Source organism: Pseudomonas sp. G7(2022) (assembly GCF_052660475.1).
This window is the reverse complement of sequence record NZ_CP109659.1, coordinates 2,751,332-2,774,192: the sequence shown is the minus strand read 5'-3', so window position 1 is coordinate 2,774,192 and position 22,861 is coordinate 2,751,332. Positions and strand designations below refer to the sequence as shown.

The 22,861-nt window shown below is 58.5% G+C and carries 27 protein-coding genes and 2 pseudogenes; 15 read left to right on the top strand and 14 right to left on the bottom strand.

Annotated elements, in window-relative coordinates; translation table 11 throughout:
• Positions 1 to 18: 18 nt before the first annotated feature.
• From NE357_RS12470 to NE357_RS12435, 8 genes and pseudogenes are all read right to left on the bottom strand, one after another.
• On the bottom strand, positions 19 to 1,017 hold the full coding sequence (locus NE357_RS12470) for an AraC family transcriptional regulator (protein WP_249314411.1): 999 nt from the start codon (positions 1,015 to 1,017) through the stop codon (positions 19 to 21).
• A 41-nt stretch (positions 1,018 to 1,058) separates the two neighbouring features.
• Positions 1,059 to 1,199 (bottom strand): annotated as a pseudogene (locus NE357_RS12465) (DUF2256 domain-containing protein); the annotation flags it as partial.
• Positions 1,196 to 2,734 (bottom strand): cryptochrome/photolyase family protein, encoded by a 1,539-nt coding sequence (locus tag NE357_RS12460; RefSeq protein WP_169430106.1) that lies wholly within the window; start codon positions 2,732 to 2,734, stop codon positions 1,196 to 1,198. The gene NE357_RS12460 and the pseudogene NE357_RS12465, both read right to left, overlap by 4 nt.
• A 156-nt stretch (positions 2,735 to 2,890) precedes the next feature.
• Positions 2,891 to 4,201, bottom strand: a complete 1,311-nt coding sequence (locus NE357_RS12455; RefSeq protein ID WP_169432625.1) for an ArnT family glycosyltransferase — start codon at positions 4,199 to 4,201, stop codon at positions 2,891 to 2,893.
• Positions 4,202 to 4,535: 334 nt separating this feature from the next.
• Positions 4,536 to 5,057 carry an AidA/PixA family protein gene (locus NE357_RS12450; protein ID WP_169430105.1) on the bottom strand — a complete coding sequence of 174 codons (522 nt, stop codon included), beginning with the start codon at positions 5,055 to 5,057 and terminating at the stop codon, positions 4,536 to 4,538.
• A 292-nt stretch (positions 5,058 to 5,349) separates the two neighbouring features.
• Positions 5,350 to 5,844 carry a hypothetical protein gene (locus NE357_RS12445; RefSeq protein ID WP_169430104.1) on the bottom strand — a complete coding sequence of 165 codons (495 nt, stop codon included), beginning with the start codon at positions 5,842 to 5,844 and terminating at the stop codon, positions 5,350 to 5,352.
• A gap of 74 nt (positions 5,845 to 5,918) precedes the next feature.
• Positions 5,919 to 6,470 (bottom strand): G/U mismatch-specific DNA glycosylase, encoded by a 552-nt coding sequence (gene mug / locus NE357_RS12440; RefSeq protein ID WP_169430103.1) that lies wholly within the window; start codon positions 6,468 to 6,470, stop codon positions 5,919 to 5,921.
• Positions 6,467 to 7,090, bottom strand: coding sequence for a TetR/AcrR family transcriptional regulator (locus NE357_RS12435; RefSeq protein ID WP_169430102.1), 624 nt, complete (start codon positions 7,088 to 7,090; stop codon positions 6,467 to 6,469). The genes mug and NE357_RS12435 overlap by 4 nt, the downstream gene beginning before the upstream one ends.
• A gap of 228 nt (positions 7,091 to 7,318) precedes the next feature.
• Here NE357_RS12435 and NE357_RS12430 point away from each other — a divergent pair, with 228 nt between their 5' ends.
• From NE357_RS12430 to NE357_RS12410, 5 genes and pseudogenes are all read left to right on the top strand, one after another.
• Positions 7,319 to 8,443 (top strand): HlyD family secretion protein, encoded by a 1,125-nt coding sequence (locus NE357_RS12430; RefSeq protein ID WP_169430101.1) that lies wholly within the window; start codon positions 7,319 to 7,321, stop codon positions 8,441 to 8,443.
• A pseudogene (locus NE357_RS12425) lies at positions 8,443 to 9,908 on the top strand (DHA2 family efflux MFS transporter permease subunit). The gene NE357_RS12430 and the pseudogene NE357_RS12425 overlap by 1 nt, the downstream one beginning before the upstream one ends.
• Before the next feature lie 18 nt (positions 9,909 to 9,926).
• Positions 9,927 to 11,345 (top strand): efflux transporter outer membrane subunit, encoded by a 1,419-nt coding sequence (locus NE357_RS12420; protein ID WP_169430100.1) that lies wholly within the window; start codon positions 9,927 to 9,929, stop codon positions 11,343 to 11,345.
• Positions 11,346 to 11,367: 22 nt separating this feature from the next.
• Positions 11,368 to 12,318: an aldo/keto reductase gene (locus NE357_RS12415; protein ID WP_169430099.1), complete on the top strand. Its 951-nt coding sequence runs from the start codon at positions 11,368 to 11,370 to the stop codon at positions 12,316 to 12,318.
• A gap of 73 nt (positions 12,319 to 12,391) precedes the next feature.
• Positions 12,392 to 13,327, top strand: a complete 936-nt coding sequence (locus NE357_RS12410) for a LysR family transcriptional regulator (RefSeq protein ID WP_169430098.1) — start codon at positions 12,392 to 12,394, stop codon at positions 13,325 to 13,327.
• A 45-nt stretch (positions 13,328 to 13,372) separates the two neighbouring features.
• Here the strand turns inward: NE357_RS12410 and NE357_RS12405 are convergent, their stop codons facing one another.
• Positions 13,373 to 13,630: a DUF2790 domain-containing protein gene (locus NE357_RS12405; RefSeq protein WP_169430097.1), complete on the bottom strand. Its 258-nt coding sequence runs from the start codon at positions 13,628 to 13,630 to the stop codon at positions 13,373 to 13,375.
• 468 nt (positions 13,631 to 14,098) lie between these two features.
• Here NE357_RS12405 and NE357_RS12400 point away from each other — a divergent pair, with 468 nt between their 5' ends.
• The 3 genes from NE357_RS12400 to NE357_RS12390 all read left to right on the top strand — a co-directional run bounded on the left by NE357_RS12400 (position 14,099) and on the right by NE357_RS12390 (position 16,390).
• Positions 14,099 to 14,842, top strand: a complete 744-nt coding sequence (locus tag NE357_RS12400; RefSeq protein ID WP_169430096.1) for an NYN domain-containing protein — start codon at positions 14,099 to 14,101, stop codon at positions 14,840 to 14,842.
• A gap of 174 nt (positions 14,843 to 15,016) precedes the next feature.
• On the top strand, positions 15,017 to 15,925 hold the full coding sequence (locus NE357_RS12395) for an alpha/beta fold hydrolase (RefSeq protein WP_169430095.1): 909 nt from the start codon (positions 15,017 to 15,019) through the stop codon (positions 15,923 to 15,925).
• A 165-nt stretch (positions 15,926 to 16,090) separates the two neighbouring features.
• A complete protein-coding gene (locus tag NE357_RS12390) occupies positions 16,091 to 16,390 on the top strand; it encodes a hypothetical protein (RefSeq protein WP_169430094.1) in 300 nt (99 codons plus the stop codon).
• Between the two features lie 101 nt (positions 16,391 to 16,491).
• On the opposite strand, the gene NE357_RS12385 is transcribed toward NE357_RS12390, so the two are convergent.
• The 3 genes from NE357_RS12385 to NE357_RS12375 all read right to left on the bottom strand — a co-directional run bounded on the left by NE357_RS12385 (position 16,492) and on the right by NE357_RS12375 (position 17,580).
• Entirely contained in the window at positions 16,492 to 16,890 is a 399-nt protein-coding gene (locus NE357_RS12385; protein WP_169430093.1) for a DUF695 domain-containing protein, read from the bottom strand.
• 75 nt (positions 16,891 to 16,965) lie between these two features.
• Entirely contained in the window at positions 16,966 to 17,226 is a 261-nt protein-coding gene (locus tag NE357_RS12380; RefSeq protein WP_169430092.1) for a hypothetical protein, read from the bottom strand.
• 51 nt (positions 17,227 to 17,277) lie between these two features.
• Positions 17,278 to 17,580 (bottom strand): DUF7660 family protein, encoded by a 303-nt coding sequence (locus tag NE357_RS12375; RefSeq protein ID WP_169430091.1) that lies wholly within the window; start codon positions 17,578 to 17,580, stop codon positions 17,278 to 17,280.
• A gap of 155 nt (positions 17,581 to 17,735) precedes the next feature.
• Here NE357_RS12375 and NE357_RS12370 point away from each other — a divergent pair, with 155 nt between their 5' ends.
• The gene (locus NE357_RS12370; protein WP_169430090.1) at positions 17,736 to 18,218 is read left to right on the top strand and encodes an HIT family protein; all 483 of its coding nucleotides are present in this window, start codon (positions 17,736 to 17,738) and stop codon (positions 18,216 to 18,218) included.
• A gap of 33 nt (positions 18,219 to 18,251) precedes the next feature.
• On the opposite strand, the gene NE357_RS12365 is transcribed toward NE357_RS12370, so the two are convergent.
• Complete coding sequence (locus NE357_RS12365; protein WP_169430089.1) at positions 18,252 to 18,698, bottom strand: anti-virulence regulator CigR family protein; 447 nt, start codon at positions 18,696 to 18,698, stop codon at positions 18,252 to 18,254.
• Between the two features lie 211 nt (positions 18,699 to 18,909).
• Here NE357_RS12365 and NE357_RS12360 point away from each other — a divergent pair, with 211 nt between their 5' ends.
• The 6 genes from NE357_RS12360 (at position 18,910) to NE357_RS12335 (ending at position 22,041) form a co-directional block, all read left to right on the top strand.
• Complete coding sequence (locus NE357_RS12360) at positions 18,910 to 19,341, top strand: bleomycin resistance protein (protein WP_169430088.1); 432 nt, start codon at positions 18,910 to 18,912, stop codon at positions 19,339 to 19,341.
• Positions 19,342 to 19,359: 18 nt separating this feature from the next.
• Positions 19,360 to 19,548 carry a hypothetical protein gene (locus NE357_RS12355; RefSeq protein ID WP_432760322.1) on the top strand — a complete coding sequence of 63 codons (189 nt, stop codon included), beginning with the start codon at positions 19,360 to 19,362 and terminating at the stop codon, positions 19,546 to 19,548.
• A gap of 67 nt (positions 19,549 to 19,615) precedes the next feature.
• Complete coding sequence (locus NE357_RS12350; RefSeq protein ID WP_102686752.1) at positions 19,616 to 19,939, top strand: gamma-glutamylcyclotransferase family protein; 324 nt, start codon at positions 19,616 to 19,618, stop codon at positions 19,937 to 19,939.
• Between the two features lie 97 nt (positions 19,940 to 20,036).
• Positions 20,037 to 20,366, top strand: a complete 330-nt coding sequence (locus NE357_RS12345; protein ID WP_249314408.1) for a hypothetical protein — start codon at positions 20,037 to 20,039, stop codon at positions 20,364 to 20,366.
• A gap of 7 nt (positions 20,367 to 20,373) precedes the next feature.
• A complete protein-coding gene (locus tag NE357_RS12340; RefSeq protein ID WP_169430086.1) occupies positions 20,374 to 21,066 on the top strand; it encodes a phytanoyl-CoA dioxygenase family protein in 693 nt (230 codons plus the stop codon).
• A gap of 57 nt (positions 21,067 to 21,123) precedes the next feature.
• Positions 21,124 to 22,041: a bifunctional helix-turn-helix transcriptional regulator/GNAT family N-acetyltransferase gene (locus NE357_RS12335; protein ID WP_169430085.1), complete on the top strand. Its 918-nt coding sequence runs from the start codon at positions 21,124 to 21,126 to the stop codon at positions 22,039 to 22,041.
• Positions 22,042 to 22,107: 66 nt separating this feature from the next.
• Here the strand turns inward: NE357_RS12335 and NE357_RS12330 are convergent, their stop codons facing one another.
• Complete coding sequence (locus tag NE357_RS12330; RefSeq protein WP_169430084.1) at positions 22,108 to 22,842, bottom strand: SDR family oxidoreductase; 735 nt, start codon at positions 22,840 to 22,842, stop codon at positions 22,108 to 22,110.
• Positions 22,843 to 22,861: the final 19 nt, after the last annotated feature.

Below are 22,861 nucleotides of genomic sequence, written 5' to 3'. Positions count from 1 at the left end.
AATGACCCGCCCCCTGCCCTACAGCGCCCGCACCGGAATGCAGATGTCACAGCTCATTTCACCGGTGCGCGGATCGAAAACGGTGGACGCCGTAAACCGCTCGAAGAATGGGCGGTCGTCGCATTGCAGGCCGCTGGACGGCATCCATTCGCGGATCAGCCATGTCCACGCGTTGGCCATGCCTTCGGCTTTCCCTTTGAAACTGGCGACGGCATACCACCCACCCGGCAGCGCTTGCGTATCCACCTGGCCGCTGGCGACGAAATCCGCCGGCACTTCGACGCAGGCGTCATAGCGGCATTTGTCGGGTGGCGTGATCGAGGGGTCGTCATGACCGATGCCGTAACAGGTCCGGTCACCGAGGCCATGGGAATACATCCATGGCGTGATGGTGCTGCGCCAGAATTCGCCGATGGCCGGCCCGTAAGGCCCGATCAAACGTTGATACGCGACGCGTGCTTTGGGTAATTCAATAATGCGTACTTCCATGGCATTGCCTTCCGATAGCCGATTAGAACCGTCAGCTTCGGCGAACGGCCACTCGGCCGCCTGATGGCGATTGCCGAAGACCTGATCAGGATTGCTCTCCCGGCTGCCCGATGGCTGCCTGATCGCGGCCGCCTGAGCCTTCAGCCGCTGAGGCGTCGTGGCGCGCCAGGCCGAGGGCGTGCAGCCGAACTTGAGTTTGAAGGCCCGCGCAAAGGCCTCGCCCGACTGAAAGCCTGTGGCCAACGCGATTTCAAGCACGGTTTCCCGAGTGCCACAGGACAGCCGCAACGCTGCCTTCTCAAGCCGTCGACGCTGCGCATAACTGCCCAGCGTTTCTCCCATCCATGCGGCGAAAATGCGATGAAAGTGAAAACGCGAGAAATTGGCGATGTCGGCCAGATGCGCGCCGTCCAAAGGTTCATCAATGTGCGCGTCGATGTAGTTCAGTACACGATTGATCCGCCGCGCATACTCGGCGCGGGAGGCTTGCGCAGAGGGTTGGTTGGTCATTCCCGAGGCACCGTCCATGTGGCTGTTGAGCCATTGAGTTTCTGCGGCAATCCCGCACCGCCATCCACACTGGATTTACTACGCCGACAACGCTCCGAGCAGTAGCGCACGTCCTCCCAGCAGCGAGCCCATTTCTTCCTCCATGTGAATGGAAGGCCGCAGGTCGCGCAGGTTTTGATGGGGAGCTCGCTTTTTTTCACAGCGACTCCCCATCGTCCAATTGCTTGAGCAACCACTCGCCGCGTTGCCAAAGCGCCTGTTGTCTGGATTCAGGCATGCGGTCGAGGTTTTTGTAGATGATGCTCATGCGTTGGTTGCCGCGCAGTCGGTCGCCATGACGCATTAGAAAGTGCCAGTAGAGCGAGTTGAACGGGCAAGCGTCGTCTGTGGTGCTTTCGCTCACTTTGTAGGCGCAGCCACGGCAATAGTCGGACATGCGCTTGATGTATTGGCCGCTCGCACAATAGGGTTTGGAACCGAGATAGCCGCCATCGGCGTGCATGACCATGCCCAGCGTATTGGGTAGTTCCACCCAGTCGAAGGCGTCCATGTAGATCGCCAGATACCACTCACATATTTCACTCGGTGCGATACCGGCGAGCAGTGCGAAGTTGCCGGTCACCATCAATCGTTGGATGTGGTGCGCGTAGGCATGTTCCAGGCTCTGGCTGATGGCCTGGCGCATGCAGTTCATCTGCGTTTTACTTGTCCAGTAGAACTCTGGAAGCGACCGCGTATTACCAAAGGCATTTCCCTGGGCATAGTCCGGCATCTTCAGCCAGTAGACCCCTCGGACATACTCACGCCAGCCGATCAGTTGTCGAATAAAGCCTTCGGCGGCGTTGAGTGCAATGCTGCCGGACCAATACGCAGACTCCACATCACTGCAAAGCTGGCGAAGATCCAGCAAGCCGATATTAAGTGCCGCGCTTATACGAGCATGAAACAGAAACGGCTCATCGCTGGCCATGGCGTCTTGATAGTCGCCGAAGGCTGCCAGGCCCCAATCGAGAAAGTAATCCCACAGGGTCTGAGCTTCGGCGTGGGTGACCGGATAGTCGAACGTGTCGAGGGCGCCATAGTGACCGGAGAAGTGTTTGGCAACTAACGCCAGCACATCCCGGGTGATTGCGTCTGGCGTAAAACGGGCCGGCGAAGGCGGCCTGACGCCCTTGGGCAAGGCTTTGCGGTTTTCCGCATCAAAGTTCCAGGCGCCTCCGACCGGGGTGCCGTCACCATTGAGTAACAACTTGCTCTTGCGGCGCATCTCTCGATAAAAGTACTCCATGCGCAGCTGTTTTTTGCCCTGCGCCCAGTGAGCAAAATCGGCACGTGAGCAAAGAAAGCGACGATCGGAATGCCACTTGATCGCCAAGCCACAGTCCCTGATTGAATGCTCCAACCGCCAGTCACCGCACTCCGTGATGTGCAGTTCATCCGGTTGCAGGCGTGACTGCCAGCGGCGTAATTCGCTCGGCACGGAGCCGGTATTTTCCGGATCATCGAGCGTTACGTACTGCACCCTGATTCCCCTCTGCCGCAACGCTTCGGCGAAATGACGCATAGCGCTGAAAATCAGCACAATCTTTTGCGGATGATGAGGAACATGGCTGGCCTCTTCCATCACCTCGACCAGAAGCACCGTATCGCGCTCTTGATCCAGCCCCTGCAGAGAGGCGAGGTCGAAAGATAATTGGTCGCCCAGGACGAGGCACAATCGGCGAGTCGTATTCATCAATCAGGTTCCAGTTGATGGGGGCGTACAGGCCCAATGACTGCGTAGATGTGATCCACAGAACGGCTTTCAAGAAGTGAGGGCTTGAATTCTTATACAAGAAATCAGAAATGTACAATTTTATTGCAGAGTATCGACTGCGACACGCCAAGCGCTTCACCAAAACCAATACGGCAAAAACTTCGGCGTAGGCTCGATCATGAGTTCCAGGTGGTAGGTGATGGGGTTGAAGAAGAACATATCCAGTATCAGAAACGCCCCTACCCCAAACGACAGTGTCATGAACTCACGGTAGCGATGCCCGGCGAAGTACTCGCGCCTGGCATGGTAAAAGCTCAACAGCGCAAACAGCCCTGAGCCTGCACCCAGGTAGTTGGGCTGCAATGGGACTTGGGCGAAGTTGTTGTATACCAGCACCGACAACAGCAGGCCCAAACCCAACACTGGCAACTTGAGACAAAACTGCATCAAGCCGTTTTTGGCGCGTACGAATGTCGCTTCATGGCTGACAAAGAGGTAGGCCGCCAACAGGGAAATGGCCGGTGTGATTGCCAGTATGTAGCGTGCTTTCTTGGAGCTTGGGATCGTGAACAGTACGAGCAGTACCAACAGCCACCCCGTTAAATAGAGCAGCAGGTCGATGTCTTTATCGCGGGTCGAGCGGAAGAACAGTTTGTACTTCTTCAGCATCACGTTGATGGCGTAAAACACCGTAATGCCATAGGTAAACAAGCCTGCGGAGAAGTAGAAGTAATAGCGCGGCGCGTGGTCGGAACCGAAGCGTCCGATGCCCTGCATGTTCAGCACTTCTTCCAGGAACGATGGCCCCCCTTGTGCGTAGGCTGCCCATGCCAGCAGCACAACGCCAACGGCAAGAATCAGGCCCGATAAAAATGAAAACAGCAGCAACATGCGCCATTGGCGGCTCAGAACGTAGTAGGCGCCAATCACACTTGCCGGCCCGATCAAACCGATCGGCCCACGAAACGCAAAACCCAACGCCAGGCCCACGAACAGAAACGCCAGGCGCCGCGGGTCTTTTTTTATTTCGGCCGAATAGGCCACGTAGAAGCACATCACCGTAAACAGCGCCGGATAGATATCCAGTGCCAGCGAGTTCACGCCATCGAGAAAGGCCCAGGTCAACAGGCTGAAAAGTACGCCGTAGGCGCCCCACTTCTTGCTGTGCAGCGCCCCCAAACGATAGGTGAACACCAGCATCAGCGACGCGGCCACACAGGACGGAAATCCCATTGAAAGAATGGACACCCGGCCGAACGGCAAGGAAACCAGATAGACCAACAAGGTATTGAGGACGGTGTAGTCGGGATAAGGCTTGAGGTCGTCGGCAATGGGGAACAGCGTGACGCCGTGCAGCAACATGTACTCGGCAAAGTCGACAAAACGTGTGGTGTAGTTGAGAACAGCCGGTTTGTACTGCAACACCATGAACATGGCCAGTGTCATGAAAAAAATGCTCAGGCATGGATTTCTTGCAATCAATCCTTTCAACATGCCTGCCCGCCAAGTGCGCTCTACAACAAGCGGGGCATCATATCGATCCATCGTTAACCCTTTAGTGAAGTTGTTCTTTTTGGCCAGAATCCTGAAGTTCCGATAACGCAGATATTGAAGTTATGTTTTCCGGAAAGTTGAATTTGAGCCTAGCCCACGGCGGGGACTATTCAAGCATGACGCGCCCCAACACTCCCTGAACAAGACGGATGAAAGTCAATAAAAAGCCCGGCCAGACACCTTCGTCATTGACGAAGAGTATCCAGCCGGGCTTTTGGCTGTTCAGTTACTGGTTATTGACGGTGATGTAGGGGTCCCAGGTGTGGTCCGGGCCAATCTGGTTAAGGTCACGGTCGTACAGGGCAAACTCGATGGTGTACCAGAGTTTGCCTGGACTCAGAGCAGTGGCTTGCCACATGGAATACGTTACATCGGTTTTGGAAATGCCGCCGGGAGCCCCCTTGTTCAGATAGATCACCACACCCGGTACGTTGAAAGAGACCGGTGACGAGATGGTGCCTTTGTAATCGCCGCCCTGATGAGGATCGCCGGGCTGGACGTTCTTGATCTGGGCGATGCGGTCGAAGTTGCGCGACAGCGTAGTGGCACGCCAGCGGATGTTGTCGCCGGTTTTGACATCGATCCACAACTCGTTGCCGCCTTCGCCGGTGTTGCCACTGGCATGGGGATCGACGGCATCGCGCGTTACCAGCATGGAAATCGCACCGCCGACGTCACCGGGATGGGCAATCAGGTAATCGGCATCGATATTGACGAGCACGTCGTAAGTATTGGTCGCACTGGACATTTTGCTGCTCCTTGTTGGAATGGCAGAAACGACCGCGCCCGTAAAGGCTGTCCGGCTCATCCGGTCCCTGGATGCGGTCTGCGGAGAACGATAGGAGATGGCTTTGTGATGTCAACGTGCGATCAGTTGACGCGGGGAAAACGCAGCGAAACACGCCGTGACCAAAGTGTTGATCCAGGGCTGCCCGGGGCGATCCCCTCATCGACTACAAGGCAATTTCTGACAGATTGAACTGCAGAAGACGTACAGACTTTGCTGGCGTTTGCCGGGCAACAGTTCCCTTCAGCCTTCATCAGCCTTTTTTGTCGCTGCCTTTTATGTTTTCAATCAGGTCAACCACATAGTCCTGGTTGAAACCCGCGACAAATGACCAGAACAGCAACTTGGCGTAGGCCGCGTACCCTTCTGCATGTTGGCAAAAGATGTCATTGAAGATTTGCTTCAGACATTGTGGATCCTCATCCGGAACGATCACCGGAAACAGATCGCCCCGGATAACGCCGGAAAGGAACAAGAGGTACAACAGCCCCGCCAGTATCCCGCCTATGAACGAAGGCAGGATCAGCGCGAACCATGATCGGGAGAGGTTTTCGATTTCCGGGTCGGTGAGTATCGACAGTCGTCGGTGAAACCCTACATAGCCTCCAACGTTCCCGGCGATACAAACGATAAAAGGCACTTTGTAGTCGGGCAGACTGTAAGTGACGGCAATCGCCAGCACCAACAGGGCGATGAAAATCCAGAATATGCGCTTCCAGATAACGTTGAGGTCTTCCTGACGATTCATGATCAGCTCCCTGATCCTGGCCGTGTACTGATTTTCTAGACGATAGACGAATCCTGTCGCGCACAGGGGGGGGATCAAACCGGAAAATGCCTCGAAGGCCCGCTTCCGAAGCCAGACGCACCCTCGCGGGAGGCCCGATAAAGCAGTCGATATGCCGTCACCAATTGATCCTGATTGAACGCCAGATTGCGGCCGCTGGGGTTGGGCAGGATCCACACATTTGCTCCGCCGAACGTCCTGTCCTGCGCGCCCCATCCAAACGTTTTTTTCCCGGACAAACCGGCATAGGCAGCCTTGCCGAGAAACGCCACATAACGCGGCGCATAACGTTTGATCTTGCGCTCAAAGTCCCCCGCCGCTGCGGTGAATTCCTGCGCCGACAGTTGATCCGCCCGTGCCGTCGGCCGCTCGACCACGGCCGTCAGCCCGCAGTGAAACTGCAGGATCGAGCGATCGTCCTGCGGGCTGAGCTCGTGGGGCGTGAAACCGGCCAGGTGCAAGGTGCGCCAGAAGCGGTTGCTGCGTCCGGCGAAGTGATGTCCCTGCTCTGCCGCCAATAACCCCGGATTGATTCCGCAGAACACCACGGACAGGCCTTCGGTCAGGATGTCCTCAAGCCCGTTCAACCGCAGATCACCTTCACCGCATCGCGCGCCTGACCCGCCAGTTCTTCGCGGGATTTACCGGCGCGGGCGCGGATCGAGATGCTGTGCAGCAGCGATGATGCGAGCATGGCCCGCGCCGCTGCATCGACATCGCCGGTCAGTTCACCGGATTCGATCGCCCGTTGCAGACGGGCTTCAAGATCGGCATCGAGCTGGCTAAGGCGGCGGGACAGCACGTTGCGGATTTCCGGGTCTTCGACCGCTTCGGTGGTGGCTGTGCCGATGGCGAAACAGCCGCGTGGCTGGCCGTCGCCGGAAAAGTAGATCGCCAGTTGCCCTTCGTAAAATGCGATGAGTGCCTGTTCCAGGGTCAGGCTGCTGTCGTTCAGCGCAGCCTGCATGGCGGCGTGGGCGGAGGCCCAGTATTGGTCGAGCGCCTTGATGTAGAGCGCGTGTTTGTCGCCGAACGCGGCGTACAGGCTGGGACGGTTCATGCCGGCGGCGCTGGCGATGCTGTCCAGTGAAGCGCCGGAATAGCCGGTGTTCCAGAACACGCCAAGGGCCTGCTGCAGCGCGGTTTGCGGGTCATAGGCCCGTGGCCGGCCACGGCCTTTTCCTTCTGTCGGTTTATTTTGTGCCATGTCGTACAAATTCCTTGCGGGGAAATGAAGTCGCTCATATTCTTACACCATCGCACAAAATTAAGGAATCAGAAATTCCTTGATCGGCAGGTTTGTTGTAACAGCGCTCGAACCGGGTCCGGCGACGACGAAAACAGCGGCACGGAGTGATCCTCCCCCGCCGCGAATGGATTTGATGACTCACGCATTCAATGCCGTCCAGGCGCCCAGCCTTTTGGAGAGCCGTTCATGACTCAGCAATTCGATCTCACCGCAGAACAAGCCCGCGCTCACCCCATCGACGCGCCGCCGAAAATACCGCTCAAGCAGAGACTGCGTCCGGTCTTCATGTGGGGCCTCCCCGCGCTTTGCGCCGCGATTGGCTACGGCCAGTACGTGGCCAACGAGCCCTTCGTCTCCACCGATAACGCCTACGCCCGCGTGGCCAAGGCCTCGATCAACGCACGGATTTCCGGGCAAGTGGTCGAGATCGCCGTGGACGACAACCAGCCAGTACGCAAAGGCCAGGTGCTGTTTCGCATTGACCCCAAGCCGTTGCAGATCGCCGTCGACCGGGCCGAAGCGCAACTGGCCAACGCACGCCTGCGCATCGACGGGCTCAAGGCCAGTTATCGCCAGCAGCAAGCCGAGCTGCAATCGGCGAAAGCCTCGGCGGATTACGACCAGAAGGAGTTCGCCCGCAAGAAAGCCTTGATCGCCACCGAATTCGTGTCGAAGGCGCTTTTCGAGCGCGCCGAAACTGACCTGAAAGTCTCGCGTCAGCGCATCGCGTCCATCGAGCAACAGATCGCCAACACCGTCGTCGCGTTGAACGGCAACCCGGACATCGCCCTCGACAATCACCCGACCGTGCGCGAAGCCAAGGCTCAGCTCGATGAAGCGCAGTTGTATCTGTCCTACGCCACGGTGACGGCGCCGGACGACGGCATCGTCGCCAAGGTCGATGATTTGCAGGTGGGCAACTACGTCAACAACGGCGCGCCGGCGTTTGCGCTGATTTCCGACCGGGAAATCTGGGTCGAGGCCAACTTTCGCGAGACCCAGTTGACGCACATGCGCCCCGGTCAGACCGCGACCGTCACCCTCGACACCTACCCGGATCTTCCGCTCAAGGCGCACGTGATCAGCATGAGCCCCGGCGCCGGTGCGGACTTCGCGCTGCTGCCGCCGGAGAACGCCACCGGCAACTGGGTGAAAGTGGTGCAGCGGGTGCCGGTGCGTCTGGAACTGGACGAGGCCGACTCTGCCCTGCCGCTGTTCTCCGGCACCAGCGCCACGGTCAAAGTCGACACCGGGCATCGCTCGCCCTGGTGGCATCCGCTCAAGTCGTTGTTGTCTGCGGGTAATTCGTGATGAACAGCTCAACAGCCGATGCGCGGGCACTGCGGTTTGTCGTCCTGCTCGCCACCTATATGCAGTCAGCCAACCTGCCGCTGCCGAACGCCGCGCTGCGCTTGATTCAGGGCAGTCTGTCGATGACCGACGATCAGGCCGGGTGGATTTTCACGTCTTATCTGGCCGCGAGCGCGATCACGATGCCGGTCGCGCAATGGCTGGCCGGACGCTTCGGTTTGAAACGGGTTTACCAGGCCTCACTGCTGCTGTTCGCCCTGGGTCTGTGGCTCGGCACATTGGCCGGCACGCCGCTTGAATTCATCGCTGCCCGCATCCTGCAAGGTCTGGCCAGCGGCGTGATTGCGCCGTTGTCGATGGCCATCGCCCTGGAGACATTGCCAGCAGAAAAGCGCCCTGCGTTCGGGCCGAAATGGACGGCACTGGTGCTGTTCGGCATCGTCAGCGGTCCGAGCATTGGCGGTCTGATCTGCGAGTATTTCGACTGGCGGCCGATGTTCTACCTCAGCCTGCCGCTGACGGCGTACATCTTCATGGTGGTGACTTTGTTGCTCGCCGAGAAGAAAACGGACCAGCGCCCGACGTTCGACTTTTTCGGTTTCGCCAGCTTCACCGCCGGCATGATCGGCCTGCAGATGCTGCTTGATCGCGGCGAACGGCTGGACTGGTTCGACTCGCCGGAAATCTGGATCGAAGCACTGACCTGCGCACTCGGCCTGTACCTGTTCGTCGTCCATACGCTGACCCGCAAGACGCACTTCCTCAGCAAAGGCTTGTTCGGCGACCGCAACTTCATGCTCTCGACTGTGATGTTCTTCGCCTTGGGCTTCGTGCTGTTGTCGACCATGGCCCTGACCTCGCCGATGCTCGATGAAATCCTCGGTTATCCGCCGGACACCACCGGGTTGCTGACCGTCCCCCGTGGCATCGGACTGGTGGGGGCGTTTCTGCTGATGATGCGCGCGCCGGCGTGGATCGATGCCCGGTTATTCGTCGCGGCCGGCATCGCACTGGTGGTGTACGCCAACTGGCTGATGCTCGGTTACTCGCCGCTGATGGACTGGACGCCCGTGGCGGTCAACGGGTTTATCCAGGGCGTCGGTCTCGGCATCCTGATGCCGGCGCTCAGCAAGACCGCGTTCAGCACCATCGACCCCAACTGCGCCCGGAAGCCACCGGTTTCTTCAACCTGATGCGCGTCTACGGCAGCACCCTCGGCGTGGCCGTGGTGCAGATCTTTTTCTTCAACAACACCCAGACGGTGCACTCGGCGCTGGTCAGTCAGCTGACGCCTTATCGCGTGGCCCTGCCGACGTCGTTGCCGGCGCTCGAAGGCCTCAACCATCTGGTCACCCACCAGGCGGCGTTCGTCGCGGTGATGGGCCAATTCAAGATTCTGATGCTGGCGATGCTCGTCGTGAGTCCGCTGGTGATGTTCCTGCGCAAGCCTGTTGCGGCCAACTGATGACGTGGAGTCTGAACCATGAAAGCTTCTATGCGCTTCACCCCGCTGGCAATGCTGGTGATGTTGTCCGCCTGCACCGTCGGCCCTGATTTTCAGCGGCCTGCCGAGAGCCCGTCGCAGCATTACGATCAAGCGGCCGAACAGCATTTCGCCATGGGCCAGCGGATCAACGGCGACTGGTGGGCGGCATTCCGTTCGCCAAAACTCGATCAAGTGGTACGCCGCGCCATCAACGGCAACCTCGAACTGGCGGCAGCCGATGCCACCCTTCGCCAGGCCGCCGCTTCGGTCGCGGCGGCGGAAGGTGCGTTGTATCCGCAGGTGGATTTCGCTGCTTCTGCCGGGCGCCAGCGCACCCACAATGGGCCCGAGCCGGTGGTCTCCAATTTCTACGGGATCGGGCCACGGGTCGCGTTCGATCTGGACGTCTTTGGTGGCAACAAACGCGCGGTCGAGCAACAACAAGCGCTGACCGATCTGCAAAAGCATCGCTACGAAGCAGCCTGGCTGACCTTGACCGGCGACGTTGCCAGTCAGGCACTCGTGCTGGCGTCGGCCAACGCGCAGATCCAGGCCGTGGAAACCCTGCTGGCCAACGACGCGAAAAACCTCGATCTGGTGCGCAGGGCTCAAACGAGCGGCACCACCACCCAAATCGACGTGTCGCTGGCCGAAACCCGCCTTGCACAGGATCGCACGCTGTTGCCGCCCCTCGCCCAACAGCGCGATGCGGCCCGTCACGCATTGTCGATTCTGACCGGCAAAGGCCCGGCGGACTGGATCGCGCCGGACTTCAGCCTCGATGAGTTCGCCTTGCCGTCGAACATCCCGGTCAGCCTGCCATCGGCCATGGCTCGTACCCGGCCGGACATTCTCCAGGCTGAATCCGAACTGCACATCGCCAGCGCGGCGGTGGGCGTCGCGACTGCCAATCTGTACCCGCATGTCGAGCTGTCAGCCTCGCTGATGCAAGCCGCGTCGGGTAATGGCGGCGCCGCACTCTGGGGATTTGCCGCCGGTCTGACGGCGCCGATCTTCAATGGCGGCACGCTCAAGGCTGAACGCGAAGGCGCCGTCGAGGGCTACAACGCGTCGCTCGCCCGCTATCAACAGACGGTGATTCAGTCCTTCGGCCAGGTCGCGGACACCTTGCAGGCGCTCAACCACGGCGCCGAACAAAACCTGGCGCAGGACGACGCCTTGCGTGCCGCCGACACCAGCCTGCGCCTCAATCGCCAGGCCTACGCCCAAGGCGAAACCAGCCTGCTGCAAGTGCTGGAAGCCGAACGCGCCTATCAACAGGCGCTGCTCGGGCAGATTCAGGTGAAGACCGCGCGTTATCTCGACTCGGTGCGCCTGTTCGTTGCGCTGGGTGGCAACTCGGTGGGTGTGCTCGATCAGAAGCTCGCCGCCCGCAAAACCTCAACACTTCTTTAACGGCAGATACCGGAGACGCAACATGACTTACGAAGCTTTCCACGATGAACTTCGCGACACCCGCATGCCGTTGAACAACGGCGCAGGCTCGATGCCGGCCGTGGGATTCGGCACGCTGTTTCGCGACTTGAGCACCACCACCGAAGCGGTCAAATGCGCGCTGGAAGTGGGCTTCCGCCACTTCGACTGCGCCGAGCGCTATCGCAACGAAACGCAGATTGGCGAGGCTTTTGCGCAAGTGTTTTCGGTGGGCGAGATCCGCCGCGAAGACGTGTTCATCACCACCAAACTGTGGAACACCAACCATCGCCCCGAGCGGGTGAAACCGGCGTTCGAAGCCAGTTGCCAGCGGTTGCAGGTCGACTACCTCGACTGCTACCTGATCCACACGCCGTTTGCCTTTCAGCCCGGTGACGATCAGGATCCGCGGGATGTATTCGGGCACGTGATCTACGATGGCGAAACCCGTTTGATCGACACTTGGCGTGCACTCGAAGCGCTGGTGGATGAAGGCCGCTGCAAATCCATCGGCCTTTCCGACATCACCCTCGATGCGCTGAAGGACATTGTCGCCGCCGCGCGGATCAAGCCGGCGGTGGTGCAGATCGAATCCCATCCGTACCTGCCCGAGTGGGAGATGCTGGAATTCTGCAAGGAGCACGGCATTATCCTGCTCGCCTTCGCCCCACTGGGGCATGGCATGGAGCCGAATGTGCTCGAGGATTCCGTACTCACCGGGATTGCCCGGCACGTACGCAAAACCCCGGCGCAAGTGGCCCTGGCCTGGGCGGTGCAGCGGGGTACGGCATTCCTGACGACCTCGGCCAACCCGAGCCGGATTCAGGAAAACTTCGATATCGCGACCTTGCCGCATCGGGCGATGCGCGAGATCAAGGAAGAGATCACGACGCGAATCCGCTTCAACTCGGTGGTCGAGACGGGCGTACCCGGTTTTATCCCCCGCAAAAAGTGACACATGGCAAAGGGGCGGCCTCCTGCAAGGCCGCCCCTATACTCTTTCCACTCTGACTGTTGAGACGACACCGATGGACGTCTTCCAAAGCATGCGCTTCTTCATCGCCGTCGCCCAAAGCGGCAGCTTCACCGCCGCTGCCGAGCTGCTGGACACCAACACCACCAACGTCTCCAAAGCCATCTCGGCTCTCGAAGCACGCCTGCACACCCGGCTGATCAACCGCACCACCCGCCGTCTGGCCCTGACCGAAGCCGGTGTGCGCTATCTGGAACGCTGCGAAAAAATCCTCGATGACGTGCGCGAAGCCGATGAAGAAGCCGGCACCGCCCGGACCCTGCCCGTCGGCCGCTTGAAGATTCACACCATGTCGGCCATCGGCAACCACTACGTGATCGACGCCATCGCTCGCTATCGTGACATCCACCCCACGGTGATGTTCGACCTGACCCTGACCAACCGCGTCCCGGATCTGCTCGAAGAGGGCTTCGACATGTCCATCGTGCTGGCCCGTGATCTGCCGGATTCCGGCTTCGTCGCGCAACGCCTGGGCATCACCTACAGCGTCCTCTGCGCATTGCCTGCCTACGTGGCAAAGCGCGGCCTGCCGCAAACACCCGGCGAACTCTGCGAACACGAGTGTCTGCGCATCGTCAACACGGTGATGCCGGTAGAAAACTGGACGTTCGAAGGCCCCGAAGGCATGGAAACCATCACCATTCCCGTGTCGCCCTTTCACATCAACACCGCCGACGGCATGACCATCGCGATCAGAAAAGGCATGGGCATCGGCATTCAGCCGATTGCTTCGGCCGTGGACGGTTTGAGGGCGGGAACACTGGTGAGGATATTGCCGGAGTACCGGCTGGAGGAGTTGAACCTGTTTGCAATCTATCCGTCGCGCAAGTTCGTCGATGCGAAGATCAAGACCTGGGTGGAATTTCTGAAGCAGTCGATCCCGCAATTGCTGGCATCGGATGAAGACGTCGTTGGAACGAAAGCATTCTGAGCGTGGCTGGCATGGAGTGTCGACCCTCCATCCCTTGCACCGGGCTCAACTGGAACAGCCAGTGCCCATCACTTGATATTGCAGAACGTGGCGCTCGCCATGGGAGTCTTCGTAGGTCATCTGCACCGGCACCGGGGCGCATTCGTTGGCCGGTTCAGTGATGGAAATGACGTGTTCGATGTCCAGATTTGTCGAAGAGCTGTAGGTCTCGACCGGGAGATTCGCCGCGTCCGCGTTATCGGCGTAAGCGTGTGCACCGAAGCTGCCAAGCATTAAGACCAGCGCGATTTTCTTGAGGCTCATGATGTTCACCGTCTCGTTGAGGACCGTGTTTGTTCACGGATTGGAGACGATGCTAAGGGTTGGAGTGGTGCTGAAAAATCGGCTGGCTGGACAAACACTGTTGCTGGATTTCGTATGAATCAGCGTTACGAATGCTCTTGGCGCTTCAGCACTTAAACACCAACGTTTAAAAATCTGAAATTCGATACTTGAGCCTACAAACCCTTGCGCAAGTACCTACAAATTTGCCAGAAAGCGCCGGCTTTCAGAGTTCGCCCTCAAACCGTATGCTTTTTCCGTCACTGCCCATCGACTGAACGCAGAAGACATTCAGGATCGAAGGTTATCCCTTGATCGACTCAAAGAGTGAACGGTTGACGCCATCGTCATCGCTCCCTAATCTGCCCACATCCCGCCCAAGGCAGTAAGCCGTCCTAATCATCCAGGACGTGCCAAACCCTTGGGCGTTTTTGTTTTCAGGAAGAACGCATGCCCACAGCAGTTTTGGTTGACGGCGCCTACTTCATCAAGCGATTTCGAAGGATCGAGCCCCACAATGCATTCAATGCTGAACGGGCCGCTGATCTCGTCCACCGATGGGCGACGGCGCATCTGATAACCAGGATGCCATCTCGCCCAAACTGCCCGGCTTCAAGGCTGCAACAGCCCTCCAGAAAAGACCTTTACAGAATATTCTTTTACGACTGCCCTCCTCTGGACACCAAGCAACACAACCCCATCACAAAAAAACTCGTCGATTTCTCCAAATCAAGAGAAGCCGTGTTTCGAAAAGAGCTGCACATTCGGTTGCGAAGCAAACGAAAACTGGCATTGCGTCTGGGACACCTTTCCAAAGATGTGAAATGGACAATCAAACCTTCGAGGATTGCCGAGCTACTTAAGGGAAAAATCCAGATAGCAGACCTCACCGAAACCGACGTCAGCATCGAGACCCGACAAAAAGGTGTTGATATGAGAATTGGTGTCGATGTCGCATCACTTTCTTTCAAACAACAGGTCGATCAAATCGTCCTGATTGCAGGTGATGCGGATTTTGTACCTGCGGCGAAGATGGCTCGGCGCGAAGGTGTTGATTTCATACTCGACCCGATGTGGCAGAGCATTCCAGATAGCTTGATGGAGCATATAGATGGACTGCGTTCAACATGCCCCAAGCCCGCGCTTCGACCGGTATCAAACGATAACACTGCAGCTTTGAGTTCATCCGAGTGATCCATCCTCTGGCGGGTGGCCAAGGGGATGAAGCTGTTTTGGCCAGGGGGCAGCGGCTACCTTTCCTGAAGCGGTTGCCAAATTCCAGTCTACAAACCGACCTGTGCCCATTTTTCACACTTCAGCGACAACAAATCCGTCTACGCTCCAGCCACCCCCTCTGGAGTGAACGCCATGATCCGCGCCCTGCTCACCGCTTCCCTGCTGCTGGCTATGAGTGTTCCGGCCCATGCGGACGTGACGCCCTTCCCCGCCTCGTTCCGCACTCAGGACATCGCCGTCGACGGTGCGAAAATCCACACGCGCATCGGCGGCAAAGGCCCGGCGGTGGTGCTGTTGCACGGTTTCGGCGACACCGGTGATATGTGGGCGCCGCTGGCGGCGGATCTGGCGAAGGATCACACCGTGGTGGTGCCGGATTTGCGGGGCATGGGCCTGTCGTCGATCCCCGCCGATGGCTACGACAAGAAGACTCAGGCCGGTGATATCCGCGCGGTGCTGGCTTCGCTGGGCATCGAGCATTCGGTGGTGGTCGGCCACGACATCGGCACCATGGTCGCCTTCGCCTACGCCTCGCGGTATCCGCAGCAGACCGATCGCCTGGTGGTGATGGATGCGCCCGTTCCGGGGATTCCGCCGTGGAACGAGATCGTTCGCTCGCCGATGCTCTGGCATTTCGACTTCGGCGGCCCGGACGCAGAAAGACTGGTGGCAGGGCGTGAGCGTATCTACCTCGACCGCTTCTGGAACGAGTTCGCCGGCGACCCGAAAAAAGTCGACGAAGCCACCCGCCAACACTACGCCAAACTCTACGCCCGCCCCGGCGCCATGCACGCGGCGTTCGCCCAGTTCCGCGCGATCCGCCAGGACGCGGTGGACAACGAAGCATCGATGAAGACCAAACTGAAAATGCCGGTGCTGGCGGTCGGCGGTGAGAAATCCTTCGGCAACAACGAAGCCATCGTGATGCGTAATGCCGCCGACAACGTCACCGAACTGGTGATCGCCGGTGCGGGTCATTGGCTGATGGAGGAAGCGCCGGTGGAAACCACTCAAGCGATTCGCAGGTTTATTGCGCAGTGACTGGCAAGCGAATTGGTGTCATCGGTGCGGTTCAGCGCATCTCAGGCCACCGAGTTCAATTATTGACTGCATCAATAACAACCATTAACTCAATGAAGTTCTCATATCGAATCCAAAGCGTAGGATCTGCTCCATACCAACCCACTGCACACGGAGTACAGAACCATGAAACGCCAAACCCTCCTCGGTATCGCCTTCTCGCTCTTCGCCCTGAATGCTTTTGCGGCGACTGAAACCGATCCACTGTTCAGCGATGCTGTTGCCTCTGCGACTCAGACTGATCCACTGTTCAGTGACGCCGTTGCCGCGACTGAAACTGATTCACTGTTCAGCGATGCCGTAGCCGCGACCGAAACCGATCCGCTGTTCAGCGATGCCGTAGCCGCGACCGAAACTGATCCGCTGTTCAGCGATGCGGTTGCCGAAGGTGGTTCTGACCGTCTGATCGAACGTCGTAACGTCTGAATGCAGCGTTTTACAGCAGTACTCGACAAAAGCCCGGCCTTATCCGCCGGGCTTTTTCATGTCTGATGGGTATCTCCCTGTCCTTTGTGGCTATGCAGCTTTCACTCCACGCATTTTTTGGGGGTGATGCGAATCACCTCCGCCAGGTTATCAGCAGGCTGCGAACCGGTACTCAACACCACATCCCGGCGTGCACTCAACTCGATAGGGTATGGCCCGCCCTGCGAGAGCGCCGACCGCGTCCTGGCGGTAAACGCTTCATCGTTTTGCGCATAGAAAATCCACTCCCGCTGGTGTCCACCCGTCACCGTGCAGACCCACTTCGCCAGTCCCTTGTCCTCTACCGCCGGCACTATCAACTTCTCCATTTCAGCCATGCGGATGGCGTCCCGACGCTCCGGTATCACGCCTGTCGATGTGTACTTCCAGACGATCCTGATTTTGAAAGGCAACGCTCGTTTCTCAGTCAGCGATATCGAGTCCAGCCCCTTGTAGATCATGGGTGCGGGGGACTCTGGAAAATCGGATGGCTGATACTTGCTTTCAGAGGCCTCGACAATTTGCTGCTGTGGGGGTTAAACGAATTTGTCGTCGAGAAGCGCTTCGAGCGCCGCCCTGCTTTTGCGTTCTCGATTCGCTACACAATTATCGTAATCAACACTTTTGGCCGGACCAGCCGCCAGGCACGCGTCACGCTCGACCGGAGGCGGCGATTTGGAGCTGGAGCAGCCAGCGACGACTACGCTGACTATCGCCAGCAAGCGGAAGCGGTTTGTGGCGTGCATTACGCCAAAACCGGACCTCATCAGAGAGCGCCCGGTTTTATCAATGACCATGAATAGCTTTTCCTTTAAACCTTGACCTGCTGCTGCAAACCAGCCCAACTGTCACTCATAAAACTTTCCAGCGAACAGAATCGCTGCACAGCGCTGCCATACATTCGATTGGGCATTATCGTCCAAATGAGATCGGTTGCTGGCATGCGCCCATGCAGCTGCCGCATCGAGAAACGCATCAACCGTTCCGTTTTCCCATTCCTGACTATCTGATCGATCTATTGATGAGGGAGCGTTATGTTCCAACAAACGTTCACTGGCAAAATCAGCCCCCAGCGCCTCGACAAATCGAATGAACGACTGCTCATCTCTGACAAGCGCTAACAATTCATCAAGATCTGCAGGCGTGTGCATAGGTTTTCCGGGTAAGGCGTTTTGAGTGAATGCATGCTGCGACAGGGAAACGCGAACGGTCAACTCACCGTCGGACGTTACGGCACAGTTCCTCCGGCAGAAAGGTCTGCACTTTTGCTACGCTGGCGCACCGCTTGCCCCAGGACCCATGGCACATGGAAATTGCCCCGCACTTCATTCTTCATGAAACCGAGTACTGGATCATCAACCACCATCTGGCCAGTGCACTTCCCGGCTATCTGATGCTGGGGACCAAAATCCAAACCAATTCACTGGCCGAGCTGTCGACAGAGGCACTGGCGGAGCTTGGAGGGCTGCTCGCAAGAACTCAGCAAATCATTGAGCGCCATCTGAAGCCCAAGCGCCTTTATATCGGCCGCTTCGGTCATGAACCCGGTCTTCCCCTCCACTTCCATTTCATACCGGTCTATGACTGGGTCGAAGACTTGTTCTGGAAAGACTCCCGCTATCGCTTGCTCGAATCTTTTGCCTACGCCGAGAATCCCTTGCCATCGACCGATGGCGCAGAACTGACGCTGTTCGTTTGGCGAGAATTTGCCGAGACCCCCACACCGCCAGCGATTCAGGGGCGCTCTGTTGAAGAGGTGATTGAGGAACTGCGCAGCGCCTTCAAATGATCAGCTCATCGAGTCGCCCGCTGCGCGGATGACTCAATCGAAGGCGCCATTCAGCACTTCATAAATCAGCCCTGTAGCCAGCGCGACCAGGATCAGATCGGTACCGACCTGCTGCCATTCGTAGCCGTCGTAGTGCGGCAGTCTGCCAACCAGTCGACCATCGAGTTTCTTAGCTATCCCGGGCGGCAGTGGCTTGCCCCGGGCCAGGTTTTTCTGGATGCCGGGCGGCAACGCGGGGCCCGGGGTCCAGTAGCCGCGATACCCGTCAACAATCCCGATCACCCCGGCGTGGTCGATACTCGGGCCATGCCCCTGATAACCGCCTCCGCCTTTTTTCCCCTGATTGCCATGATCCTGGCTGTTATGCGGATTGCCTTTGCCCTGCCCCTTTCCGTTGCCTGGATCGGCCAGCGCGGTCACCGAACTGCTCAGCAGCGCAATACAGGTCGTGGTCGCAATCAACGTGCGTAAACCGGACATGGGTCGCTCCTTGAATGAATGGGTGTCTGTGGATTCTAGTCAGTTTTTTTTACAGGCATGGAGAGATGGCCCTGTCATCGCGGTTTGTGACGATTTTCGATGCGTGCAGCTTTCGGTGCTCCCCGATTCGCGCTTACCATGCGCCCGACTCGTATTATCGCGGGGAAGAAGTCTGGCGCCGCCCCGACTTCAACGAAAAGGAATTCACCCCATGTTCGAACGGAACAAACTGGTTCCAGAATTGATGGTCACGGATCTGCAGGCCAGCCTCGCGTTTTGGGTCTCCTGCCTGGGCTTCAACATCGCTTATCAACGCCCGGAAGATGGCTTCGCCTACCTCGACCTGAATGGCGCTCAAGTCATGCTCGAGCAGGTTGATCCGTATGCAGGCCAATGGCTGACGGCGGAACTGAGCAAGCCCTTCGGAAGAGGCGTCAATCTGCAGATCGACGTTGAGGCGGTTGCCCCCATCATCGAAAGACTGGGCACCGCTCAGGTCCCACTCTATAAAACCTGCAAAGACACCTGGTACCGCGCTGACGCTGTCGAAGTCGGCCAGCGTGAATTTCTCGTTCAGGATCCGGACGGTTATCTCGTAAGACTGGTAGAACGTCTGGGCGAACGTCCCGTTTGCCCGATTTGATCAAGGACGATAAAAACAATGAAAAACGGCAATTTGGCACGGCCTCGAAGGGGCGAATTGCAGTCGCCGGCCATTCCCCTGCTCGAAGAGGATTCGCCCGGCGACGGCATCATCTGTGCGGACAGCGGCGCTCGCTCGCGAGAGGTGATCCAGCAACAGGTGGTGGCGTTGATCGACGGGTTTCTGAGCCGGTCGGCGCAGAACTGATCGCAGTCTTGCCTGCGTATCGTTCATCCGTCAGGATCCCTCCCTTTTTTGACTGGCAGGAGCAATCGTGGAACGTCTTTTCGTTTATGGAACCCTGGGCCCTGGCCGACCGAATGAGCATGTGATGCTGAACATCGGCGGCACGTGGCAGGCCGCTTCGCTGAAGGGGCGTCTGTCGCAGGCCGGATGGGGCGCGGCGATGGGTTTTCCCGGCCTGGTGATTGCCGAGGATGGCGATGTGATCGAAGGCTACGTGTTCGCTTCCGAGAATTTCCACGAACACTGGGCGGCACTGGATGAGTTTGAAGGGGCTGAGTATCAGCGCGTGTTGACCAAGGTGACGCTGGATGATGGGACGGCAATGGATGCCTATGTCTACGCGCTCAAATAGTCGACCTTCGGCCATTTCTCGACGGATGAAAATCCTCCTGGCCGGGCTAGTGTTTTGTGTTGGACTATGGGGTGTTTCCGAGTGGTGGGAGAAGGCGTTGGCGAAGCCTGACTACGCAGCTCATATCAGCCCCGATGGCTGCTTCAGGGTGCAAACTTTCAGACCTTTCTGGTTACTGCCCAACTTCCTTCATCCGCAGGCGCCTCCGGACGACGCCTTCGAAACCCAATGGTTCGTCCGCTGGGAATCTCCCGCGTTTTTCCGTTTGTACGACAATCGCGATGATCAGCTACTTGGCGAAAGCGAAATCTACGATCTGGTGAGTTACGGGAACCGATTGTCTTGGGGGTACGGCAGCGATACCGAGGTTCGCGTCGGCTTGATCACGATCGGCAATACTCGCCCTGATTGTAAAAAGGGAGACTGATGAAGCCATGACGAGCCGCGAACTACTCCATAGCAAAGGCTACACACTGCTCTTTGGAGCGGTTCCGACCATGTGGCTGGCCGCCCTTCGCATCGCATTCGATACCGGCATCAAACCCTCAAACGAATGGCCCGTGCCCCGCGGCATCGACTGGCGCCATTCGCAACTGGACACTGACCCGGTTGTTCAGGCCCTCTGCCGATTGCCACCATTGCTGGCGGTGGTGGGCGAGTTGATCGGCGAACGCTTCTTCCTCTCTCAGGTCGAGGGCCGCGAACCGCTCATCAATGGCGGCCACCAACAGCTGCACCGCGACTTGTCGGCGCAACGCCCCGGCGACACTGTCAACGCGCTGGTGTATCTCGACGACTACGGCCCGGAAAACGGTGCAACCCGCATCGTCCCCGGCAGCCACCGACCTGCACCGGGCGAGCTTGCGTTCGACTTCACTGACGAGTCCCGATCCGTGCAACTGACGGGCAGCGCGGGCGACATCCTGATCTTCGATGCCGACCTGATCCACGCCGGCAGCCTGAACTCCAGCGGTGCACGCCGGCGCACCCTGTTGATCACCTGGTTTTCCGAAGCGCTCTACTCAACGCATCTGGAAACGGTGGGCCTGCGCAACATACAAATGGACACGACTGAGCGGTTCGATCCGGCTGATTTTGCATTCGGGATCGTGACATCATTCATTTGACTTGCTTGCTTCAGGCAACTATATAGTTGCCTGAAGCAAACATATGGGTACCACGCCATGTCCACGATCACCGACCGCGCCGACAGCGTCCGGCAGTTCAACCGCTTCTACACCCATCAGATCGGCGTGTTGCAGGAACACTTGCTGCAAAGCGACTACTCGCTCACCGAGCTGCGCATCCTCTACGAACTCGCGTCCCGGGGCGATCTGACCAGCACCGACCTGCGCCAGATGCTCGGCCTCGACGCGGGCTACATGAGCCGCCTCATCAGCGGCTTCGACAAAAAAGGCCTGATCCAGAAAGTCCCCTGCGCCACCGACGCACGCGCCAGTCAATTGCACATCACCGACCTCGGCCGCGAGATCCTTGCCCCACTGGAACAGGCATCACGACAAGAAGTCATCACCCTGCTCGAACGCCTGTCCGAACCGCAGCAACTGCAACTGATCGCGTCGATGAACCAGATCCAGACGCTACTCGAGGGCGGCCAGTCGACGACCTACCTGCTGCGCGACCCGCAACCCGGTGACATGGGTCTGGTGGTGCATCAGCAGACCGCGATCTACAGCCGCGAGTACGGCTGGAATTCAGAGTTCGAAGCGCTGGTGTCCGAGGTCGTCGCGAAATACCTGCGCGAATTCGACCCCACGGGCGAGCGCTGCTGGATCGCGGAAAAGGACGGCAAGGTGGTGGGCTCAGTGTTCGTCATCCGCCACGACGAAACCACCGCCAAATTGCGCATGCTCTACGTGGATGCCAGTGCGCGGGGCCTGGGGATCGGCAATCGGCTGGTCGAGGAATGCCTGCGTTTTGCCCGGGATGTCGGCTACAAAAAGATGATTCTGTGGACCACCAGCAATCTGGTGGATGCCCGCCGGTTGTATCAGCGGGCGGGGTTTGAGCTGGTTGAGGAAGAGCCGATTCACAGCTTCGGCAAGGAACTGGTGAGTCAGACGTGGGCGATTGAGTTGTGAGGTCTACGCCCAGTCGTTGTCAGGCAGGACGGGACACAAACCACGGGGGATTGCGCCCGGCACGGCTCAGTGCGGACTGGCTGTCGGACGAACCACAATCTCACTCACATCGACATCGTCAGGCTGCTCGATGGCATAGGCAAGCGATCGCGCGATAGCGTCTGCATTGAGCGCCACACGCCGGAAGGCTTTCATTTCCTCGCGGGCCACATCATCCGAAATCGTATCCGCCAACTCGGACTCGACGACCCCCGGGCACACCACGGTGACCCGGATCTTGTCCGTTTCCTGGCGCAGGCCATCCGAGATAGCCCTGACCGCAAATTTGGTCGCACAGTACACCGCCGCTGTCGGAGAAACCGCGAGTCCACCAATGGACGAGATATTGATGACCTGACCAAAACCCTGCGCCTGCATGTCCGGCAAGACAGCGGCAATACCGTGCAGTACGCCACGAACGTTGACATCGAGCATCTGGTTCCACTCGTTGACCTTCAACGAGGCCAGGGGAGACAACGGCATCACGCCCGCGTTGTTGATGATCACATCGACCTTGCCATGTTGCGTCTTGGCGAATGCCACGAATGCGTGCATCGATTGCAGATCCGTAACGTCCAGTGCGCAGGCACTTGCGGAACCACCTACGGCCTGGATCTCGCTGACCAGTTTGTCCAGACGCTCGGTACGGCGGGCACCGAGGACCACATGCGCGCCTTTGGCGGCGATCAACCTGGCCGCCGCTTCGCCAATACCACTGCTTGCACCGGTAATCAGGACGACTTTGTTTTGAATGTTCGACATATCCGTAGCTCCTGCTGTC